Origin of the sequence: Tabrizicola sp. TH137, from assembly GCF_002855575.1 — a bacterium.
Taxonomy (GTDB): Bacteria; Pseudomonadota; Alphaproteobacteria; order Rhodobacterales; family Rhodobacteraceae; genus Paragemmobacter.
In genome coordinates, this window is the sequence record NZ_PKRQ01000001.1 from 922804 (window position 1) to 937459 (window position 14656).

Annotated in this window: 13 protein-coding genes; 4 read left to right on the top strand and 9 right to left on the bottom strand. The window is 63.3% G+C overall.

Features of this window, described 5'->3' with window-relative positions:
- Positions 1-39 precede the first annotated feature (39 nt).
- From addA to regB, 7 genes are all read right to left on the bottom strand, one after another.
- Positions 40-3351, bottom strand: coding sequence for a double-strand break repair helicase AddA (gene addA / locus C0V75_RS04630; protein ID WP_254216368.1), 3312 nt, complete (start codon positions 3349-3351; stop codon positions 40-42).
- Positions 3348-6317, bottom strand: a complete 2970-nt coding sequence (gene addB, locus C0V75_RS04635) for a double-strand break repair protein AddB (protein WP_101919918.1) — start codon at positions 6315-6317, stop codon at positions 3348-3350. Before addB ends, addA begins: the two co-directional genes overlap by 4 nt.
- Positions 6317-7015, bottom strand: a complete 699-nt coding sequence (locus tag C0V75_RS04640) for a nucleotidyltransferase family protein (protein WP_101919686.1) — start codon at positions 7013-7015, stop codon at positions 6317-6319. Before C0V75_RS04640 ends, addB begins: the two co-directional genes overlap by 1 nt.
- Positions 6991-8007, bottom strand: coding sequence for an aminoglycoside phosphotransferase family protein (locus tag C0V75_RS04645; RefSeq protein WP_101919687.1), 1017 nt, complete (start codon positions 8005-8007; stop codon positions 6991-6993). The genes C0V75_RS04640 and C0V75_RS04645 overlap by 25 nt, the downstream gene beginning before the upstream one ends.
- Complete coding sequence (gene tsaE / locus C0V75_RS04650) at positions 8004-8480, bottom strand: tRNA (adenosine(37)-N6)-threonylcarbamoyltransferase complex ATPase subunit type 1 TsaE (protein WP_101919688.1); 477 nt, start codon at positions 8478-8480, stop codon at positions 8004-8006. Before tsaE ends, C0V75_RS04645 begins: the two co-directional genes overlap by 4 nt.
- Before the next feature lie 40 nt (positions 8481-8520).
- Complete coding sequence (locus tag C0V75_RS04655) at positions 8521-9678, bottom strand: PAS-domain containing protein (RefSeq protein ID WP_143710381.1); 1158 nt, start codon at positions 9676-9678, stop codon at positions 8521-8523.
- A 156-nt stretch (positions 9679-9834) separates the two neighbouring features.
- Complete coding sequence (regB, locus tag C0V75_RS04660; RefSeq protein ID WP_371410659.1) at positions 9835-11223, bottom strand: sensor histidine kinase RegB; 1389 nt, start codon at positions 11221-11223, stop codon at positions 9835-9837.
- Between the two features lie 94 nt (positions 11224-11317).
- Here regB and C0V75_RS04665 point away from each other — a divergent pair, with 94 nt between their 5' ends.
- The 3 genes from C0V75_RS04665 (at position 11318) to C0V75_RS04675 (ending at position 12939) form a co-directional block, all read left to right on the top strand.
- Positions 11318-11929 carry an SCO family protein gene (locus tag C0V75_RS04665; protein ID WP_101919691.1) on the top strand — a complete coding sequence of 204 codons (612 nt, stop codon included), beginning with the start codon at positions 11318-11320 and terminating at the stop codon, positions 11927-11929.
- Positions 11930-12000: 71 nt separating this feature from the next.
- Positions 12001-12555 (top strand): ActR/PrrA/RegA family redox response regulator transcription factor, encoded by a 555-nt coding sequence (locus C0V75_RS04670; protein WP_101919692.1) that lies wholly within the window; start codon positions 12001-12003, stop codon positions 12553-12555.
- A 69-nt stretch (positions 12556-12624) separates the two neighbouring features.
- Entirely contained in the window at positions 12625-12939 is a 315-nt protein-coding gene (locus C0V75_RS04675; protein ID WP_101919693.1) for an H-NS family nucleoid-associated regulatory protein, read from the top strand.
- On the opposite strand, the gene C0V75_RS04680 is transcribed toward C0V75_RS04675, so the two are convergent.
- Positions 12940-13785, bottom strand: coding sequence for a LysR family transcriptional regulator (locus tag C0V75_RS04680; protein ID WP_158241769.1), 846 nt, complete (start codon positions 13783-13785; stop codon positions 12940-12942).
- Between the two features lie 128 nt (positions 13786-13913).
- Between C0V75_RS04680 and C0V75_RS22920 the strand changes: the two genes are divergently transcribed.
- Positions 13914-14063: a hypothetical protein gene (locus tag C0V75_RS22920; RefSeq protein WP_158241770.1), complete on the top strand. Its 150-nt coding sequence runs from the start codon at positions 13914-13916 to the stop codon at positions 14061-14063.
- Here C0V75_RS22920 and C0V75_RS04685 read toward each other — a convergent pair.
- Positions 14033-14656: an HD domain-containing protein gene (locus tag C0V75_RS04685; protein WP_101919695.1), complete on the bottom strand. Its 624-nt coding sequence runs from the start codon at positions 14654-14656 to the stop codon at positions 14033-14035. The two genes, C0V75_RS22920 and C0V75_RS04685, sit on opposite strands and share 31 nt — an antisense overlap.

Genomic DNA, 14656 nt, shown 5'->3' on the forward strand with positions numbered 1-14656 from the left:
AATATCAGTCGCCAAAGCTAGGGATGGCCCGCGGAATCGTCAAGGGATCGTGGTGCGAGACAGCACGTCACTCACGATATCGGGATGCAGCGGCATCAGAGACGCGGTCCTTGTCCAAAGGATTGCCGTCTCGACACGCCGATCCGGGTAGATCTGCGACAAGGCAACGGCATAGGCCGCCATCTGCCGCAACAGACCTTCGGGCGTATCTTCGGGCCGCGCAGGCACATTTCGGTTCGACTTGTAGTCAATGGCAAGAACGCGATGCGGCTCGATGACAAGGCGGTCCACCGTGCCACGCAGGGTGCGACCCAAGAACTCCGCACAAAGCTCCACCTCCGTCAGGGCCGGAAGGGCAAACAGGGCCGCATGGCTGGCCAGAACGGCCTCCACTTCGGGCAGCAGGTCGGCGCGCAACACCGGGTCCGGGATCAGCGCTTCGCCCAACGCCTGCCGGTCTGCCACCGCCGCGCCGGGAAGATGCTCCAGCAAAAGGTGCAAGGCCGTGCCCCGTGCCTTCGCGCTGTCTTCATCCAGCCCGTCGCCGGGCAAGGCCTTGGCCCCATCAAGGTTCGACGGCGAAAGGGCCTGTTCCGGGCGTTGCGGCACATCTGCCGGACCAGTCGCCCAACGGGGCAGGATCGGCAGGGCCACGGTGGTTTCAGGGCGCGTCATCGGATCTGGCCAAAGCCCGAAACCATGCCGCCAAATGCCGCCTGCAATCGTCTCTGCCCCGGCGGCCTGCATTCCCGCCTCGACCAGTCGATACCAGGAATGTTCAAGCTTTGCTTCGCCCGCACCGCAGACAATCAGCCATGACCGCGCCCGCGTCAGCGCAACATAAAGCAGGCGCAACCGTTCCTCCGCCTCGCGCTGTCTCCTCCGGCTTCGCGCAGCGGTCATTGCAGGCGGGCTTTCATCTGTCGGCGTTCGCCAGACGGCCGTTCCCTCGACCTCCACCACCTCGTCGCGGTCCTTGTCCCGTGGGTCGCAGGTATCCGGAAGGATCACGATCGGCGCCTCAAGCCCCTTCGCCCCATGCACCGTCATCACCCGGATACGCTGCCCTTCCCCATCGCTCTGCCGCTTCACCTCCACCTCATCGGTGGACATCCAGACGAGGAAGCCGGTCAGGCTTGGCACATTCCCTTTTTCATAGGCCAGGGCCTGGGACAGCAGCTCGTCGATCCCGTCTTCCGCCTCGACGCCCAGCCGTTGCAGCAGCCGCCGCCGACCGTCATGTCGCGTCAGCAGTCTTTCCATCAGATCGTAGGGCCGCAGGAAATCCGCCTGGTCGCGAAGATCGGTCAGCATCGCATGCGTTTCCGGAAACTCTCCGGCCCTTTCCCGAAGCGCTTCCCAAAGCCAGCCCGTCCTCGGCTGCGCCAGATCGTGCAGTTCCGCCTCGGTCCAGCCGCAGAGGGGCGACCGCAACACCGCTGCCAGCGAAAGGTCATCTTCCGGCGTGGCCAGGAAAGACAGCAGCGCATGCAAATCCTTCACCGCCAGTTCCGCCCCAAGTTTCAGACGATCCGCCCCGGCGATGGGCAGACCTCGCGCCTTGCAGGCCCGGATGATCTCCTGAAACAATTCCGACCGGCGCTGCACCAGGATCAGGAAATCACCGGCATGGATCGGGCGGGTTTCACCCCTGCTGTCGGTGATGGCAGTGCCGGCGCTGACGAGAGTATCTATCTCCTCGGCAATCCTGCGTGCCAGGCGTGCGGCATGGTGCTCTTCCGTGATCCGATCCACGGGATTGCGCCAATCGTCTTCTTCCTTCCCGTCTGCCTTTTCGATCAGCGGCCAGAGATCCACCCGGCCCGGCATCCCGGACCATTGCGCGATATGGCTCGACCGCCCACCCAGCGCCTCGGGGAAACGGTCGCCGAAGATTTCGTCAACGACCCGCAGGATGGCCGGCGATGACCGGAACGAATGCTCAAGCTCCAGCGACTGGAACGCGCGTCCCACTGCCCGGAACCGTGCCTGAAAGGTGGAAAGCTTTTCGTCGAAAGCCGCGACATCAGCCCCCTGGAAAGAATAGATCGACTGTTTCTTGTCGCCCACCACGAACAGGGTCCGGTCCACGTCCCGCGCACCCGACCCGGCCGTGAACTCCGCTGTAAGGGCTTCGATGACCCGCCATTGTTCTGGGCTCGTGTCCTGAGCTTCATCCACCAGAATATGGTCGATACCGCCATCCAGCCGGAACAGGACCCAGGCCGCCACACCCGGATCGGTCAACAGCGCCGAAGCCCGCATGATCAGGTCGTCAAAATCCAGCCAGCCGCGTGCCGCCTTGCGCTTCTCGTAGATCGGCAGAAAACAAGCGGCGAAATCATGCAGGGTCAGCGCCCTGTCCATCGCCTGCAAGGCACAGCGGGCCGGTCTTGCCGTTTCGATCCGCCCCATCAGATTTTCGAGGCGCGCCAGAAGCGCGGCATCCATGGATTTGCGGGTTTCCTTCGTCGGCAGGCTTCCGATCTTCGCGCTGAACGGTTCCTTGGCCTTTGCACCAGTCAGAAAGACAGCTTCCAGCGCGGAAATTGCGTCCAGCTCTGGGCAGGAGAAATCAACCTCGCGCAGCTTTTCGGCGTTCCCTGCATCTGTCGTCGATCCCTTCTCCATCGCGCTGATGACGTCGGGCATCCAGTCGCCCTCATTACCAAGAAACGTATCCGCGATAAGTGTTTCGGCCGTTTCCCCCTGCTTCAACCCGAACAGTCGGCGGGCCGCGTCGGGCGTAAGCGGCCGTGCAAAGCGAGCACGGTTCCCCACGATCTGGCGCACCAGATGACCGAACTCCTCGCCCGTCCAGGCCCTGGCCAAAGCGGCCACCCGGTCGGGCGCGATCGTGTCAGCCATCTCCTCAACGATCTCGTCCTGAATCAGGCGCGCCGTGCGGTCATCCAGCTCCGTGAACTGTGGTGATACCCCGGCTTCCAGCGGAAAGCGGCGCAGAAGACTGGCGCAGAAGGAATGGATTGTCTGGATGCGCAGCCCGCCCGGCGTCTCGATGGCCCGCGCAAAAAGCCGTCGCGCCTGTTCCAATGTGGCCGAATCCAGACGGCCACCCTCGCCAAGTTCCGAAAGCGAAGCGCGCAAAGCCGGATCGGGCTTCATCGCCCATTCCCCAAGACGCTTGAACAGTCGGTTCTGCATCTCGGTCGCCGCCGCCTTGGTGTAGGTCAGGCACAGGATGTGCTGTGGCTCCACCCCGCCCAGCAACAGCCGCGCCACACGGTCCGTCAGGACGCGGGTCTTGCCCGATCCGGCATTCGCCGAAAGCCAGGTGGAAAAGGATGGCTGCGCGGCCTGCACCTGGCGCTCTGATGCGGCGTCCCTCATCTGCGCCTCCCCACGACATCCCCGGTCGGCGGATCGGTCGTATCCCATTCGCCGAACCGCGACAGGTGGTCGTAATCGCCTTCAAACCGCTCCTTCTGTACGGCCCGCCTGGCCGTGTAGCCGTTGGATTGGTCCGCATAATGCGCAACAAGGGCCCGAAGCCCGTCCCAGACCTCGGCGGTGATCTCGGGCGTGATCTCGGTCGCTTCCACCTTGGGGTTGCTGCCCAGGCCGACATAGGTGATCTGGGCCACTTCCGATGCCTCCAGGCCCGGAAAACCGTCGCGCTCCGCCATCGCGGCCGCCAGAAGAAGCTGTTTGTCAAAGGCCTTCTGCATGGCCTGCGTTGGCGGCGAGCCGGTCTTGTAGTCAAGGATATGCAGCCGCCCGTCGGGCAGTCGGTCGATCCGGTCAGGCGTTCCGATCAGTCGAAAATCATGCGGCGCAACCGTCACGCTGCCCGCGCGCTCCAGAATGACAGGCGTGCCACCGCCTCGCCCATCGACGGCAAGGAAGAAATCCGCCGCTCTTGCAAGCCGCGCCAACCACAAGGCCCGCGCCGCAGGCCAGGGAACCATTTCCTCAAGCGTGGCGCCCGCCGTCTCCATCAGTCGCGCCTTGGCGGCTGGCAACATCTCGTTCTCGGGCCTGTCGCGCACGAAACGCTCCAGGATCTTGTGCAGGATCTGTCCCCGCAGGGCCGCATCCGGCGCATGGCGCAAAGGATCAAGCCGCTTCAGGTTCAGTACATATCGGCAATAGATCGCATAGGGATCGCGGATCAGCAGACTGATCCGCGTCAGCGACAGTTCCTTGGGCCGTTCTGCCACCGGCGGGCGCGGCGAAGGCCGCCTTGCGGCCCGCAACCTCGGATCGGCCCGCTGTGCCTCTGTCGGTTCCTCCAGCGCAGAGGCCAGAGCCAGCCACTCCGCCCCGCGCCGACGCATGGCCAGCAGCGCCTCGGGGCCGCGTTTTTCCGGCAGGCCCTCCATCAGATTGGTCAGCCGGTTCAACCAGCGCGACGGCACGGTTTCCGCTTCCGCATCCCGGGCGGCCCGGCTCAGAACCACCTGCGGAGCAGCGATGGCGATCTGGTAGTCGTGGGCCGACAATCCGATCTGCCGTTCCGGCAGCAAAAGCCCCGCCTCCTTGCGCATCCGCCGGTTAAGCCAGGGGTCAGGCTCCGGCAGGCGCGGCCATGATCCATCGTTCAGTCCCGCCAGGATCACAATCTCTGCGGCCTGCTCTCGCGCCTCGCGCGGCCCAAGGATCAGGATGCCCGGATGCGCCAGCACAGTCTCGCGCACCTCGCCCCGGGCGATCACGGCTTCGAACAGGTCGCGATAGGCCTCTGGCGTCACCTCGCCGCCCGCATCCGCGTCGCGTTGCAGGCTTTCCATCAAGGCGCGGGCTTCCACCCCGGCCTCCTTCTCCCAAAGCCCCCCACTCCCTGCCTCTGCCGTTCCGCGGGCAATCCTTTCCGTCAGATCAAGATGCCGCTCTATCAAGGCAGCAAGCGGGCCCTCTTCCACCGCCGAAGCCGTCTCGATCCAGGATGCCAACTCATCGGCCCAAAGGACCAGGCCCGTCTCCTCGCGTTTCTCTGCCCTCGCTCGGGCCCAAAGGCGCAAGTCATGCCCGGTCGGAAATGCCGGGCCATCCCGGCGCAACCGCAACTCCAGCCGCCGGGTATGGAGCAGATGCTGCCCACGATCCCCGCCCGAAAAGACGAGGGGATGCTTCAGCAGCGTCAGCAGGGCATCGGAGGCAAGCTTGGCCCCCATCAGCCCGGCGACATGCCGCAGCAAACGTCCCGGCGCCGAAAGCGCCAGCGGCCTACCGGCAGAATCGTCCGGCAGAATCCCCCAACGATCAAGCGCCGCCGCAACGCGCCGGGTCAGCATACGGTCCGGCGTGATCAGCGCCGCGGAAACACCTCGCTCCGCCGCGTCCCTGAGGATCAGCGAAATGCTTACAGCCTCTCTTCGCGGCGTCTCCGCCTCCAGCAGCGTCACTGTCTTCGTTGCCTCGACGAGGTCAGTCAAAGCCCGTCCCTCGCGCAACCATTGGTCTGTCACGGGCGCAGGCCGCAGCGAGAGCGAAATCAGGCGGTTCCTCTCCACACTGGGAGGCTCCACATCGACCCAGGGCTGTATCGCCTCGGCGGAAATGGACATCCGCTCCATCATGCGGCGCATCCGGAACTGCGGGTGATCCTCTCCCGTCATGGCATCGTCAAGAAAGTCCCAGGTTTCCTTGGGCATATGCGGATCAAACCCGGGCAGCACGATGGCTCCCTGCGGCAGCTTGGCCACGGCTTCCATCAACGCCGCCGTCGTCCCGCGCGACCCGGTGGAACCGGCCACGATCACGGGGTCTTGCGGCGGATCGGCCGCCCAGCGCGCCGTCAACCCGTCAACGGCAAGCCGCTGTCGCGTCTCTGCATCCGGTGCCTCTGCCCCGCTGACGAAGGGTGTCACGATCCTGAGGAATTCCCGCGTGCGGGCCCAATGGGCGGAATGGTCGGAAACATCCAATGCCGCGATCCGTTCCGGCGCAACGCCCTCGCCCTGCATCTCGTCCATCAGGCCCGCGAGACTGTCCGCTAGATCGAACAATGCCGCACGCGGTGCCAGATCGGGCTGTCGATCCAGCAGCCCGGAAATGAGCTGGGTCAACTCCAGCCGCCGCCTCAAGGGCGAGACCGCCGCCGCGACCCCTGGCAGGGGCTGACCTTCGGCAATGTCGGTCAGCAGGCGCAGGCGCGGAAGGAATCCGGCCCCACCCTCCAGAAAGGCTTCGACCACGCGCCTCCGCATCCGCGTCGTGTTCACATAGACCGTAACCCGCGCCATCGCCTCCGGTGGTTGCTCCGTCAACCGCAAGCGCAGACCGGAAACCAGACCGCGGGCGAAATCCGCTCCGGGTGGAAGATGAAAAAGGCGCGGCGCAGGATCGCGGAACATCATGTCGCGGACCTCAGCATCTCTTCGGCCAGCGCGATCCCCTCGGGTCGGCCCACATCGCACCATCCCCCCTGATGGATGACGCCATACAGCCGCCCTTCCGCGATCATGCGATCCCAAAGAAGATTGAGAGAGAACGCCTCGTCCGCAATCCCGGCCAGCCCCTCGGTCTTCACGATCTGCGCACCCAGATAGACAGACCCCGACCGACCCTTCGCCCGTTCAAGGCGACCTTCGTCATCCATCACGAAGTCGCCGGTTCCCCCATGCCCCAGGGTCTCGGCAACCGGCAACAGCAGAAGCAGGCCATCCATTCGCCTGTCGTCCCAGGCCTCAAGCAATTGAACAAGCGGATTGCGACCCGTCCACACCGCATCGGTGTTCAGTGTCAGGACCGGACTCCCGCCAAGAAGAGGCAGCGCCCGCTTCAGGCCCCCGCCGGTCTCAAGGATCACCGGCGCCTCACGTGATACGGCGATGCCGCGCGGGGCCAGATGGGCCTCGATCTGGTCAGGCAGATAGTGGCTGTTCGCCACGATCCGCCCGATCCCCGCCGCATCGGCCAGCGCAATCGCATGATCAATCAAGGCCCGGCCCGCCACCTCGATCAGGGGTTTCGGCCGCGTTGCCGTCAGGCTGCCCATGCGCGTGCCAACTCCGGCCGCAAAAAGCATCAACGGTGGGGGTGACGGCCGCATTCTGCACTGATCCTTTCCAGGACATCCGGGGTGGGTTCGGGCAGCACGTCCCGGCAGATAACTTTAAGTCGCGCAAGCGCGGGATGCGAAAGGTTGCGCCACAACTGCGCCCAGACGCGCGGTATCAGCCCAACGTAGCCAGCCTTCCCCCCCTTCAGGCAAAGCCGCGCAAAGACACCCAGAATCCGCAACGCCCTCTGTGCCCCCAGCACGGCATAGCTTGCGCCAAAGGCATCCGGATCGGCACCTGTCGCCGCACAGAACCGCGCGATCATCGTCGCCTCGGTCGCCGCTGTTACATCCCGCCGCACATCCTGCAACAGCGACACCAGATCATACCCCGGCTGCCCCATCTGGGCGAGTTGGAAGTCCAGAAGCCCCACCCGCGCCAGCGCCGCGCGATCCGGCAACCACAGCAGGTTCTCGGCATGATAGTCGCGCAGGATCATCACCCGCGGGCCATCCGCATGATCCCGGATCAGCCCCTCAAGAATCGTCACGAACACGGCCGGATCCACCGCCTCTCCCGTCGCCGCGAACCGATACCATGTCAGCGCGAAAGAGGCCGCTTCCGCCCAGTCCCGCGCAGAAAGGTCTTGCAGGCCATAGTCTGCGGGCATCGCCTGCAAATGCAGAAGAACATCCGTCGCCGCCGCATAAAGCGGCTGCTCCAAAGCGGGATCATCGGCAATCAGCCGCGAGAACAGCCCATCCCCCAGGTCTTCCAGCAGCAAGAAACCCTTCCCGTGATCCGCAGCAAGGATGACCGGGGCCGACAGTCCCAGATCGCCCAGATGCCGCGCAATCCGCGCAAAGGCCATCGTGTCATCCGATATGCCGGGCGGCGCATCCATCAGAACGGCGGTCTGGAGTCCCCGCTCCAGCCGGTCATAGCGCCGCTCCGACGCATCCCCCGCCAGCGGACGCCGCGCTGCCTGCCCCCATCCGGCCTCTGCCAGAAAGGCATCGCGAAGAATCTCGCGCCCGCTCATGGTCTTGGCCCTGCCAGACGTTCCAGAAACCCCGGTCTTCCACCATCCATTTGTGCAAGACGGCCCTCACCTTGCGATGAAAGCCTCAACCGCAGCGCATTCGCCGGCAGATGGGGGCCAAGACGATCGGGCCACTCGATCAGACAGATGGCCTTGCCGAAGGCATCTTCCAGACCCAGCTCCAGCACATCATCCGGATGGCCAAGACGATACAGATCGGCATGCCAGATCTCCACATCGCCGGCATCATAGGTCTGTACGAGGGTGAAGGTCGGCGATGGCACATCCTCCATCCGCCCCAAACGCGCACGGATCAAGGCACGGGCCAGATGCGATTTTCCGGCACCGATCGGCCCTTCCAGAAGAACGGTGTCGCCCGGCTCCAGCAAGGATGCAATCCGCTCTCCCAAGTTGGCCGTCGCGGCCTCGTCCGGAAGGAAGAGAGAGGTTTCGGAAAGGCGCGGGATGGTCATTCCATCAGTTTTACCGCCCCCTCCGGCCACCGCAAGCGCATCAGGCGCTCTCGGCCGAAATAGCGCGTGGCGGGCCTTCCACGGCAACGGGGCGGAAAGCCACCAGTATCGCCCCCTCCGTCAAAGGCTCGCATCTGCAACGAACCAGCCGACCATCGGTCAGGCGCACCTCGCCCTGTTGTGACCGCCGTTCTTCCGGATGGCCGACGATTGCCTCAAGGTCGGCCCAAAGCGGTGTCGGCGCGGATCTTGCGCGCCATTGTCCAGCGGCTTGCGCAATATCCGCGTTCGACATGTCGGGGCCGGGATCATGTCCCCAAAGCACGGAATAGGCTTGATTTGTCATCACAAGCTGGCCAGATGCAGCAAAGACTGCAACGCCCTCTTCCATCCGGTCGATCACGCTCTGGCACAGCGCAAGACTGGCGCGATACCGCCGACCGCGAATGATCTCGGTCGAGATATCCTCGATCATCAGGGCAAGACTGCCTCCCTTGTGATGCCGACCCGTAACTCGGTAGGTCTGCCCGCCCGGCAGGGCCCAGACATCATCGAACACCCCCGTGGCAGAGGCGTGTTCTGGACTGATGAGGTTCGCCCTCCAATCCTTCCAGTTCCGGGGTTCCGGCACCATGCTGCGATCCCGCATCGCATCCAGCATCGCGCTCAAGGATGGTCGCCGCGACAGAAAGGCAGGGGAAAGCATGGTCAATTCCGCCAATGCCGGGTTGAAGCTCGCCAGATGCAGCGACCGATCGAAGACAGCCAGACCCAGCGGCAATTGCGCAAAGGTCTGCGTCATCGTCTGAACCATTTCCCGCAGTCCGTCTTCCGCCCTGACAAGGTCGTCACAGGGCAGGGCAAAGCCGACCTTGCCCATTTGGTGCCGTTGAAACCATCCCGAGGCTCCGTCGATATCAAGCAGCACCCGCGCATCGTTCCGCAGAAGGCGCGCGCGCTCCTCGGCCCGCAGATGCAGAAAGGCGTCGTTGGCCCAGATCGGGGCACCACCCCCGGCGTCGGGCGCACCGCCTTTCCAAATCGGAAAGGGAAGGTCCCGCGCCACTTGCGCAGCCCACCGCCCCTTCGCAAGCCGCAACAAGACAGGGCCACGCCAGAAACGCAGCGCCAAGGACAGCAAGAGGATCGCCGCACCCAGACCAAGCACGATGAAATCTGTTCCGCCCCAAAGAGTCATGAGCCCATCCAAGGTTTCATGCAACTTATGAGCGAGTAACCTTAATTTTCCGTTAATTTCGGAATCGCCCGTGCAGTGTTTCCGCCAGCGGTGCAAACCGTCACGGTCATGGGTAACCAACCCGCCCGGCACCCCCTGTGCAGGCGCGCCCGCGCCCTAGACTTCGAACGGTGTGTTGCTGCCAAGGCTCGCTGTCGTCGGTGCAAGGATGTCGCCGGTCTTCCAGACCAGTTCCACGATGGCGCCGCATCTTTCCGGCCGTTCTTCCGGCGTCAGGAAAGGGTCCGAAGCATTGGCAAAGGAAAGCTCTGCGCCCGTCCGCTCCAGCAGGGTCTTGGCGATGAACAATCCCAGCCCCATGCCTTCATATTCCGGGCGCTTGTCCAGATCCTGTGCCGACCGGCGCGATCTCACGAAAGGATCTCCGATCCGCCCGATCACTTGCGGCGGATAGCCTTCTCCATCATCCACGATCCTGATCGTGACGCTCCTCTCGGTCCACTCCCCATCCACCCAGACGGTCGTCCGCGCGAAATCCACCGCATTCTGAATCAGGTTCCGCAATCCGTGAATCACTTCCGGCCGTCGCAATATGGTGGGCTGTCGGTCACCCGCGCCCGGGCCGGGCCCAAGGGTGAAGACCACCTGTTTTCCCCGTCCCATATGGGGTTCCGCCGCTTCACGCAGAACCGAGGCAAGCGGTGCCTGCCGCAGATGAAGATCATCCTTGCCCGCCCGCCCCATCCCGCGAAGGATATCGCGGCAACGGTCAGCCTGATCGCGGATCAGCCGCGCATCCTCGGCCAGATGCGGTTGATCCTTCAACTCCTCCATCATCTCCGCACTGACCAGCTTGATCGTCGCAAGGGGCGTGCCAAGCTCATGCGCCGCAGCCGCGACGACACCGCCCAGATCCGTCAGCTTCTGTTCCCGCGCCAATGCCATCTGCGTGGCCAGAAGCGCATCGGACATGGACCGTATCTCCGTCGAAATGCGTCTCGAATAAAGCCCGAGAAAGACGATCCCGATCACGATCGCCAGCCAGAACCCGAACTCGAAGACCAACGGCACCTGGAGGGAGGTGCCATCGGCAAAACGCAGCGGGACGTTCACAAAGGCAATGACCGTCGTGAACAGGATCGCCAGCGCGCCCAGAAGCAGAGTCGTCCTCAGTTCAAGCGCCGAAGCGGATATCGTGACCGGCGCAAGGATCAGCAGCGCGAAAGGATTGGTCAGTCCGCCGGTCAGGTACAGAAGAAAGGCAAGCTGGGACAGGTCGAACAGAAGCGTCAGCATCGCCTCCACTTCGCTCAGCCGTTTGTTCTCGGGATAGACGAAGATGGAAATCAGGTTGGCGATGATCGACGCACCAACCGCCATGTAGCAAAGCCCAAGCGGCAACTCGATCCCATAGAGCCTGTCGGCAACGGTGATCGCCGCGATCTGCCCGGTAATCGCCATCCAGCGCAACAGGATCAGGGTGCGCAGACGAACCCAATCGCTGCGCGTGTCGCGGGAAAGAAGGCCGAAGCCGGGATTCATCATAAGGCGCGCACCACACGGCGACGTGACCAAGTTTCGCATTGTTAAGCATCGCCGCTTGCAGGATCAATGTGGCGGAACGGCAAGGAGAAACTGGATGAGCAAACTCTACGCAGGGCTGGCAGCCGCCGCTGTCGTCGGCATGGTCGGCGGACTTTTTGCCTATGCACAGCTCGCCGGGTCGGATGACCGCTTCGCCCAATGCCGCGCCGGTGCTGTCGGCGGCGATATTGGCGGCCCCTTCACGCTGGTCAACGGCGATGGTCAGACGGTCACCGAGAAAGATGTCATCACCAAGCCGAGCCTTGTCTATTTCGGCTACACCTTCTGTCCCGATGTCTGCCCGCTCGACAATGCCCGCAATGCCGAAGCCGTCGATATCCTCGAAGAGCGCGGCTTCGACGTGACCCCTGTTTTCATCAGCATCGACCCGGAACGTGACACACCGGATGTGGTGCGTGATTTCGCCGCAAATCATCACCCGAAAATGATCGGCCTGACCGGTAGCCCCGAACAGGTCAAGGCGGCCTCGCAGGCCTACAAGACCTATTTCCGCAAGCAGAATTCCGAAGATCCGGACTACTACCTCGTGGATCATTCCACATTCACCTATCTCGTCCTTCCCGAAACCGGCTTTGTCGATTTCTTCAAGCGCGATGAAACCGCCGAACAGATGGCGGATCGGACGGCCTGCTTCCTGTCCGATTGACCCTGTCGGGATTTGACCAAACCCCGAAAGACGCCTAGCTTTCAGGCAAGAACATAACAAAGGGAAACCGCATGGCTGACGACCTGACTGCCGAGCTTGGCCCGGATCGGACCCTTCTGCTCGTCGATGATGACGAACCCTTCGTAAAGCGTCTGGCCAAGGCCATGGAAAAACGCGGTTTTCTGCCCGAAACGGCAGAAAGCGTGGCAGCTGGAAAGGCAATCGCCATGACCCGCCCGCCGGCTTATGCGGTGGTTGATCTGCGGCTCGAGGATGGCAACGGCCTTGATGTGGTGGAAACGCTGCGGGAAAGACGGCCCGATTGCAGGATTGTGGTGCTGACGGGCTATGGCGCAATCGCCACGGCCGTCGCGGCGGTCAAGATTGGCGCAACGGATTACCTGTCCAAACCGGCCGACGCGAATGACGTGACGAATGCCCTTCTGTCACGTACCGAAACACTTCCTGCGCCGCCAGAAAATCCCATGTCTGCTGATCGCGTCCGCTGGGAACATATCCAGCGCGTCTATGAAATGTGTGATCGCAATGTTTCTGAAACGGCGCGACGGCTCAGCATGCACCGCCGGACATTGCAGCGCATTCTTGCGAAACGCAGCCCGAAATAATCGCGTCATTGAATTACATCAGTCGATGCATTAACAAAAACGCAGTCCAGCCAATTGGAGTGCGCTTGAATGAGCTTCGATCTGAATTCCATGTCCCTCAAGGAACTGAAAGACCTGCAGGGACAAGTGGCCCGTGCAATTGCGAATTACGAAGATCGCAAGAAAAAACAGGCCCTTGCAGAACTGGAAGAAAAAGCCCGTGAAATGGGCTTCTCCCTTGCCGAACTGACCGGCACCGTCGCACCGCGCAAACGCGCCCCGGCCTCGGCGAAATTCGCCAATCCCGCCAATCCCGCCGATACCTGGTCGGGCCGCGGGCGCAAGCCGCGCTGGTTCGCCGAAGCGCTGGCCGCCGGAAAGAAACCCGAGGATATGGCGGTCTGATCAGGCCGCCTGCTCCAGCCATTTCAGGAAGGCCCGCGTCGCCGCGCGCTGCGGGCCTGGCTGGGTGACGATGAAATAGGCGGGAAGCTTGTCCTTGCTGTCATGCAGCAGGATAAGCCGCCCCTCCTCCAGATCATCCTCCATCAGGGCAAGGCTCTCGACCACCAGCCCCAACCCCTGCCTTGCGGCTGCCAGCGACAGCTCCTCGTTCACGAACTCCGTCCGCGACAGTGTCTCGGGCTTCAACCCAAGGCTTTTCAGGTAGTTTTCCTGTTCCGGCCAGTCGCGGGCAAGGATCCACTCCATCTCCTGCATCTCTGCCGCCGTCAGCGCCGTCCGACCGTCCAGAAGGTCGGGCGCGGCTGCAACGGCCATCCGCGCCGGGGCAAGGAAACGCGACGTCACCCCTGGCCAATCGCCATTTCCATAGCGGATGCCAAGATCCATCCCGTCCCGCCGCAGGTCCAGCACCCGCGCATCCGGGTGCAACGACAGCGCGACATCCGGGTGCCGGTCCCAGAAATCCTTCAGCCGCGGCATAAGCCATTGCGTTGCAAAGCTTGCCGTCAGGGTGATGCGCACCGGACGGTCCGATCCGCCGGCCTTCAGCGCGGCCACGCCATTGGCGATGGCACCGAACCCCTCGCTCAGCGCCTGCGCAAGCTGCTGCCCCTCTGCCGTCAGCGCCATGCCGCGCCCGTCTCGCGCCACCAGCGGCATGTCCAGAATCTGTTCCAACGCGCGCACCTGCTGCGCAACTGCCGCATGGGTCACATTCAGCGCCCGCGCCGCCTGGGAAAACCCGCCCAATTCCGCAACCGCCGCAAAAGCGCGGAGAGATGACAACGGGGGAAGGGCGCGCCAATCCGTAGACATATGAAAGTTCAGCTAACAGTTTTGAAAGTTTTCTGACTCGGAAACATGCCCTTTTCTGGCTATATCTGCCAGCACAAACCGAATGACAGGATCAGAAAATGTTACAGATCATCGCCGAAGCCCTGCTGCTTGCCGCAGGTCAGCGCATCGAACAGCGCCCGAACAAGCGCCAGCCCGCGCCGCAAGATGGCACCCGCGGCACGGAACGCCCCGGTCCCTATACCCCGCCGTCCCGCGTGGGTGGCTGAACCGTGCAGGCCGCCAGAAGTTCCGAATGTCGTGACACATAGTCCGCCCGCACCACAGCGGGCGGACGCAGCCTGATCTCAAGGCCGCGCAGGATCAGCGCATCGGGCTTCCCGAAAAAGCGATCCGCCTCGTTCTCCGAAAAACCTGCGATCTGCACTGCCTCCAGCCAGGCGGAAACCTTGTCGGCAGCCTTTATGGCTTTCTTGATCGGCACAGGCAGCGTGATCGGCAGCCCAAACCGCAGATGCACGGCAGCGGTCAGCCGCTCATCCAGCGCCCCGTAGCCCGGACCCACCGCCGCCTTGACCGGGCTGATCATGTCCCCGATCACATATTCCGGCGCGTCATGCAGCAGTGCGGCCAGTTGCCAACGCGCGGCGATGCCCGGATTGCAGCGGCTGAATATCTCCTCGACAAGCAGGGAATGCTCGGCCACCGAATAGGGCCAATCCCCCCGCGTCTGCCCGTTCCACCGGGCCACGAAGGCCAGACCATGGGCGATATCCTCGATCTCGATATCCATCGGCGTCGGGTCCAGCAGATCAAGCCGCCGCCCCGACAACATCCTCTGCCAGGCACGCGGCTGTTTCAT

What these genes read in the sequence shown, in the direction of transcription:
- addA (WP_254216368.1), bottom strand. Translation starts at nt 3,351, where the DNA reads ATGAGGGACGCCGCATCAGAGCGCCAGGTGCAGGCCGCGCAGCCATCC.
- addB (WP_101919918.1), bottom strand. Translation starts at nt 6,317, where the DNA reads ATGTTCCGCGATCCTGCGCCGCGCCTTTTTCATCTTCCACCCGGAGCG.
- C0V75_RS04640 (WP_101919686.1), bottom strand. Translation starts at nt 7,015, where the DNA reads ATGCGGCCGTCACCCCCACCGTTGATGCTTTTTGCGGCCGGAGTTGGC.
- C0V75_RS04645 (WP_101919687.1), bottom strand. Translation starts at nt 8,007, where the DNA reads ATGAGCGGGCGCGAGATTCTTCGCGATGCCTTTCTGGCAGAGGCCGGA.
- tsaE (WP_101919688.1), bottom strand. Translation starts at nt 8,480, where the DNA reads ATGACCATCCCGCGCCTTTCCGAAACCTCTCTCTTCCTTCCGGACGAG.
- C0V75_RS04655 (WP_143710381.1), bottom strand. Translation starts at nt 9,678, where the DNA reads ATGACTCTTTGGGGCGGAACAGATTTCATCGTGCTTGGTCTGGGTGCG.
- regB (WP_371410659.1), bottom strand. Translation starts at nt 11,223, where the DNA reads ATGATGAATCCCGGCTTCGGCCTTCTTTCCCGCGACACGCGCAGCGAT.
- C0V75_RS04665 (WP_101919691.1), top strand. Translation starts at nt 11,318, where the DNA reads ATGAGCAAACTCTACGCAGGGCTGGCAGCCGCCGCTGTCGTCGGCATG.
- C0V75_RS04670 (WP_101919692.1), top strand. Translation starts at nt 12,001, where the DNA reads ATGGCTGACGACCTGACTGCCGAGCTTGGCCCGGATCGGACCCTTCTG.
- C0V75_RS04675 (WP_101919693.1), top strand. Translation starts at nt 12,625, where the DNA reads ATGAGCTTCGATCTGAATTCCATGTCCCTCAAGGAACTGAAAGACCTG.
- C0V75_RS22920 (WP_158241770.1), top strand. Translation starts at nt 13,914, where the DNA reads ATGTTACAGATCATCGCCGAAGCCCTGCTGCTTGCCGCAGGTCAGCGC.
- C0V75_RS04685 (WP_101919695.1), bottom strand. Translation starts at nt 14,656, where the DNA reads ATGAAACAGCCGCGTGCCTGGCAGAGGATGTTGTCGGGGCGGCGGCTT.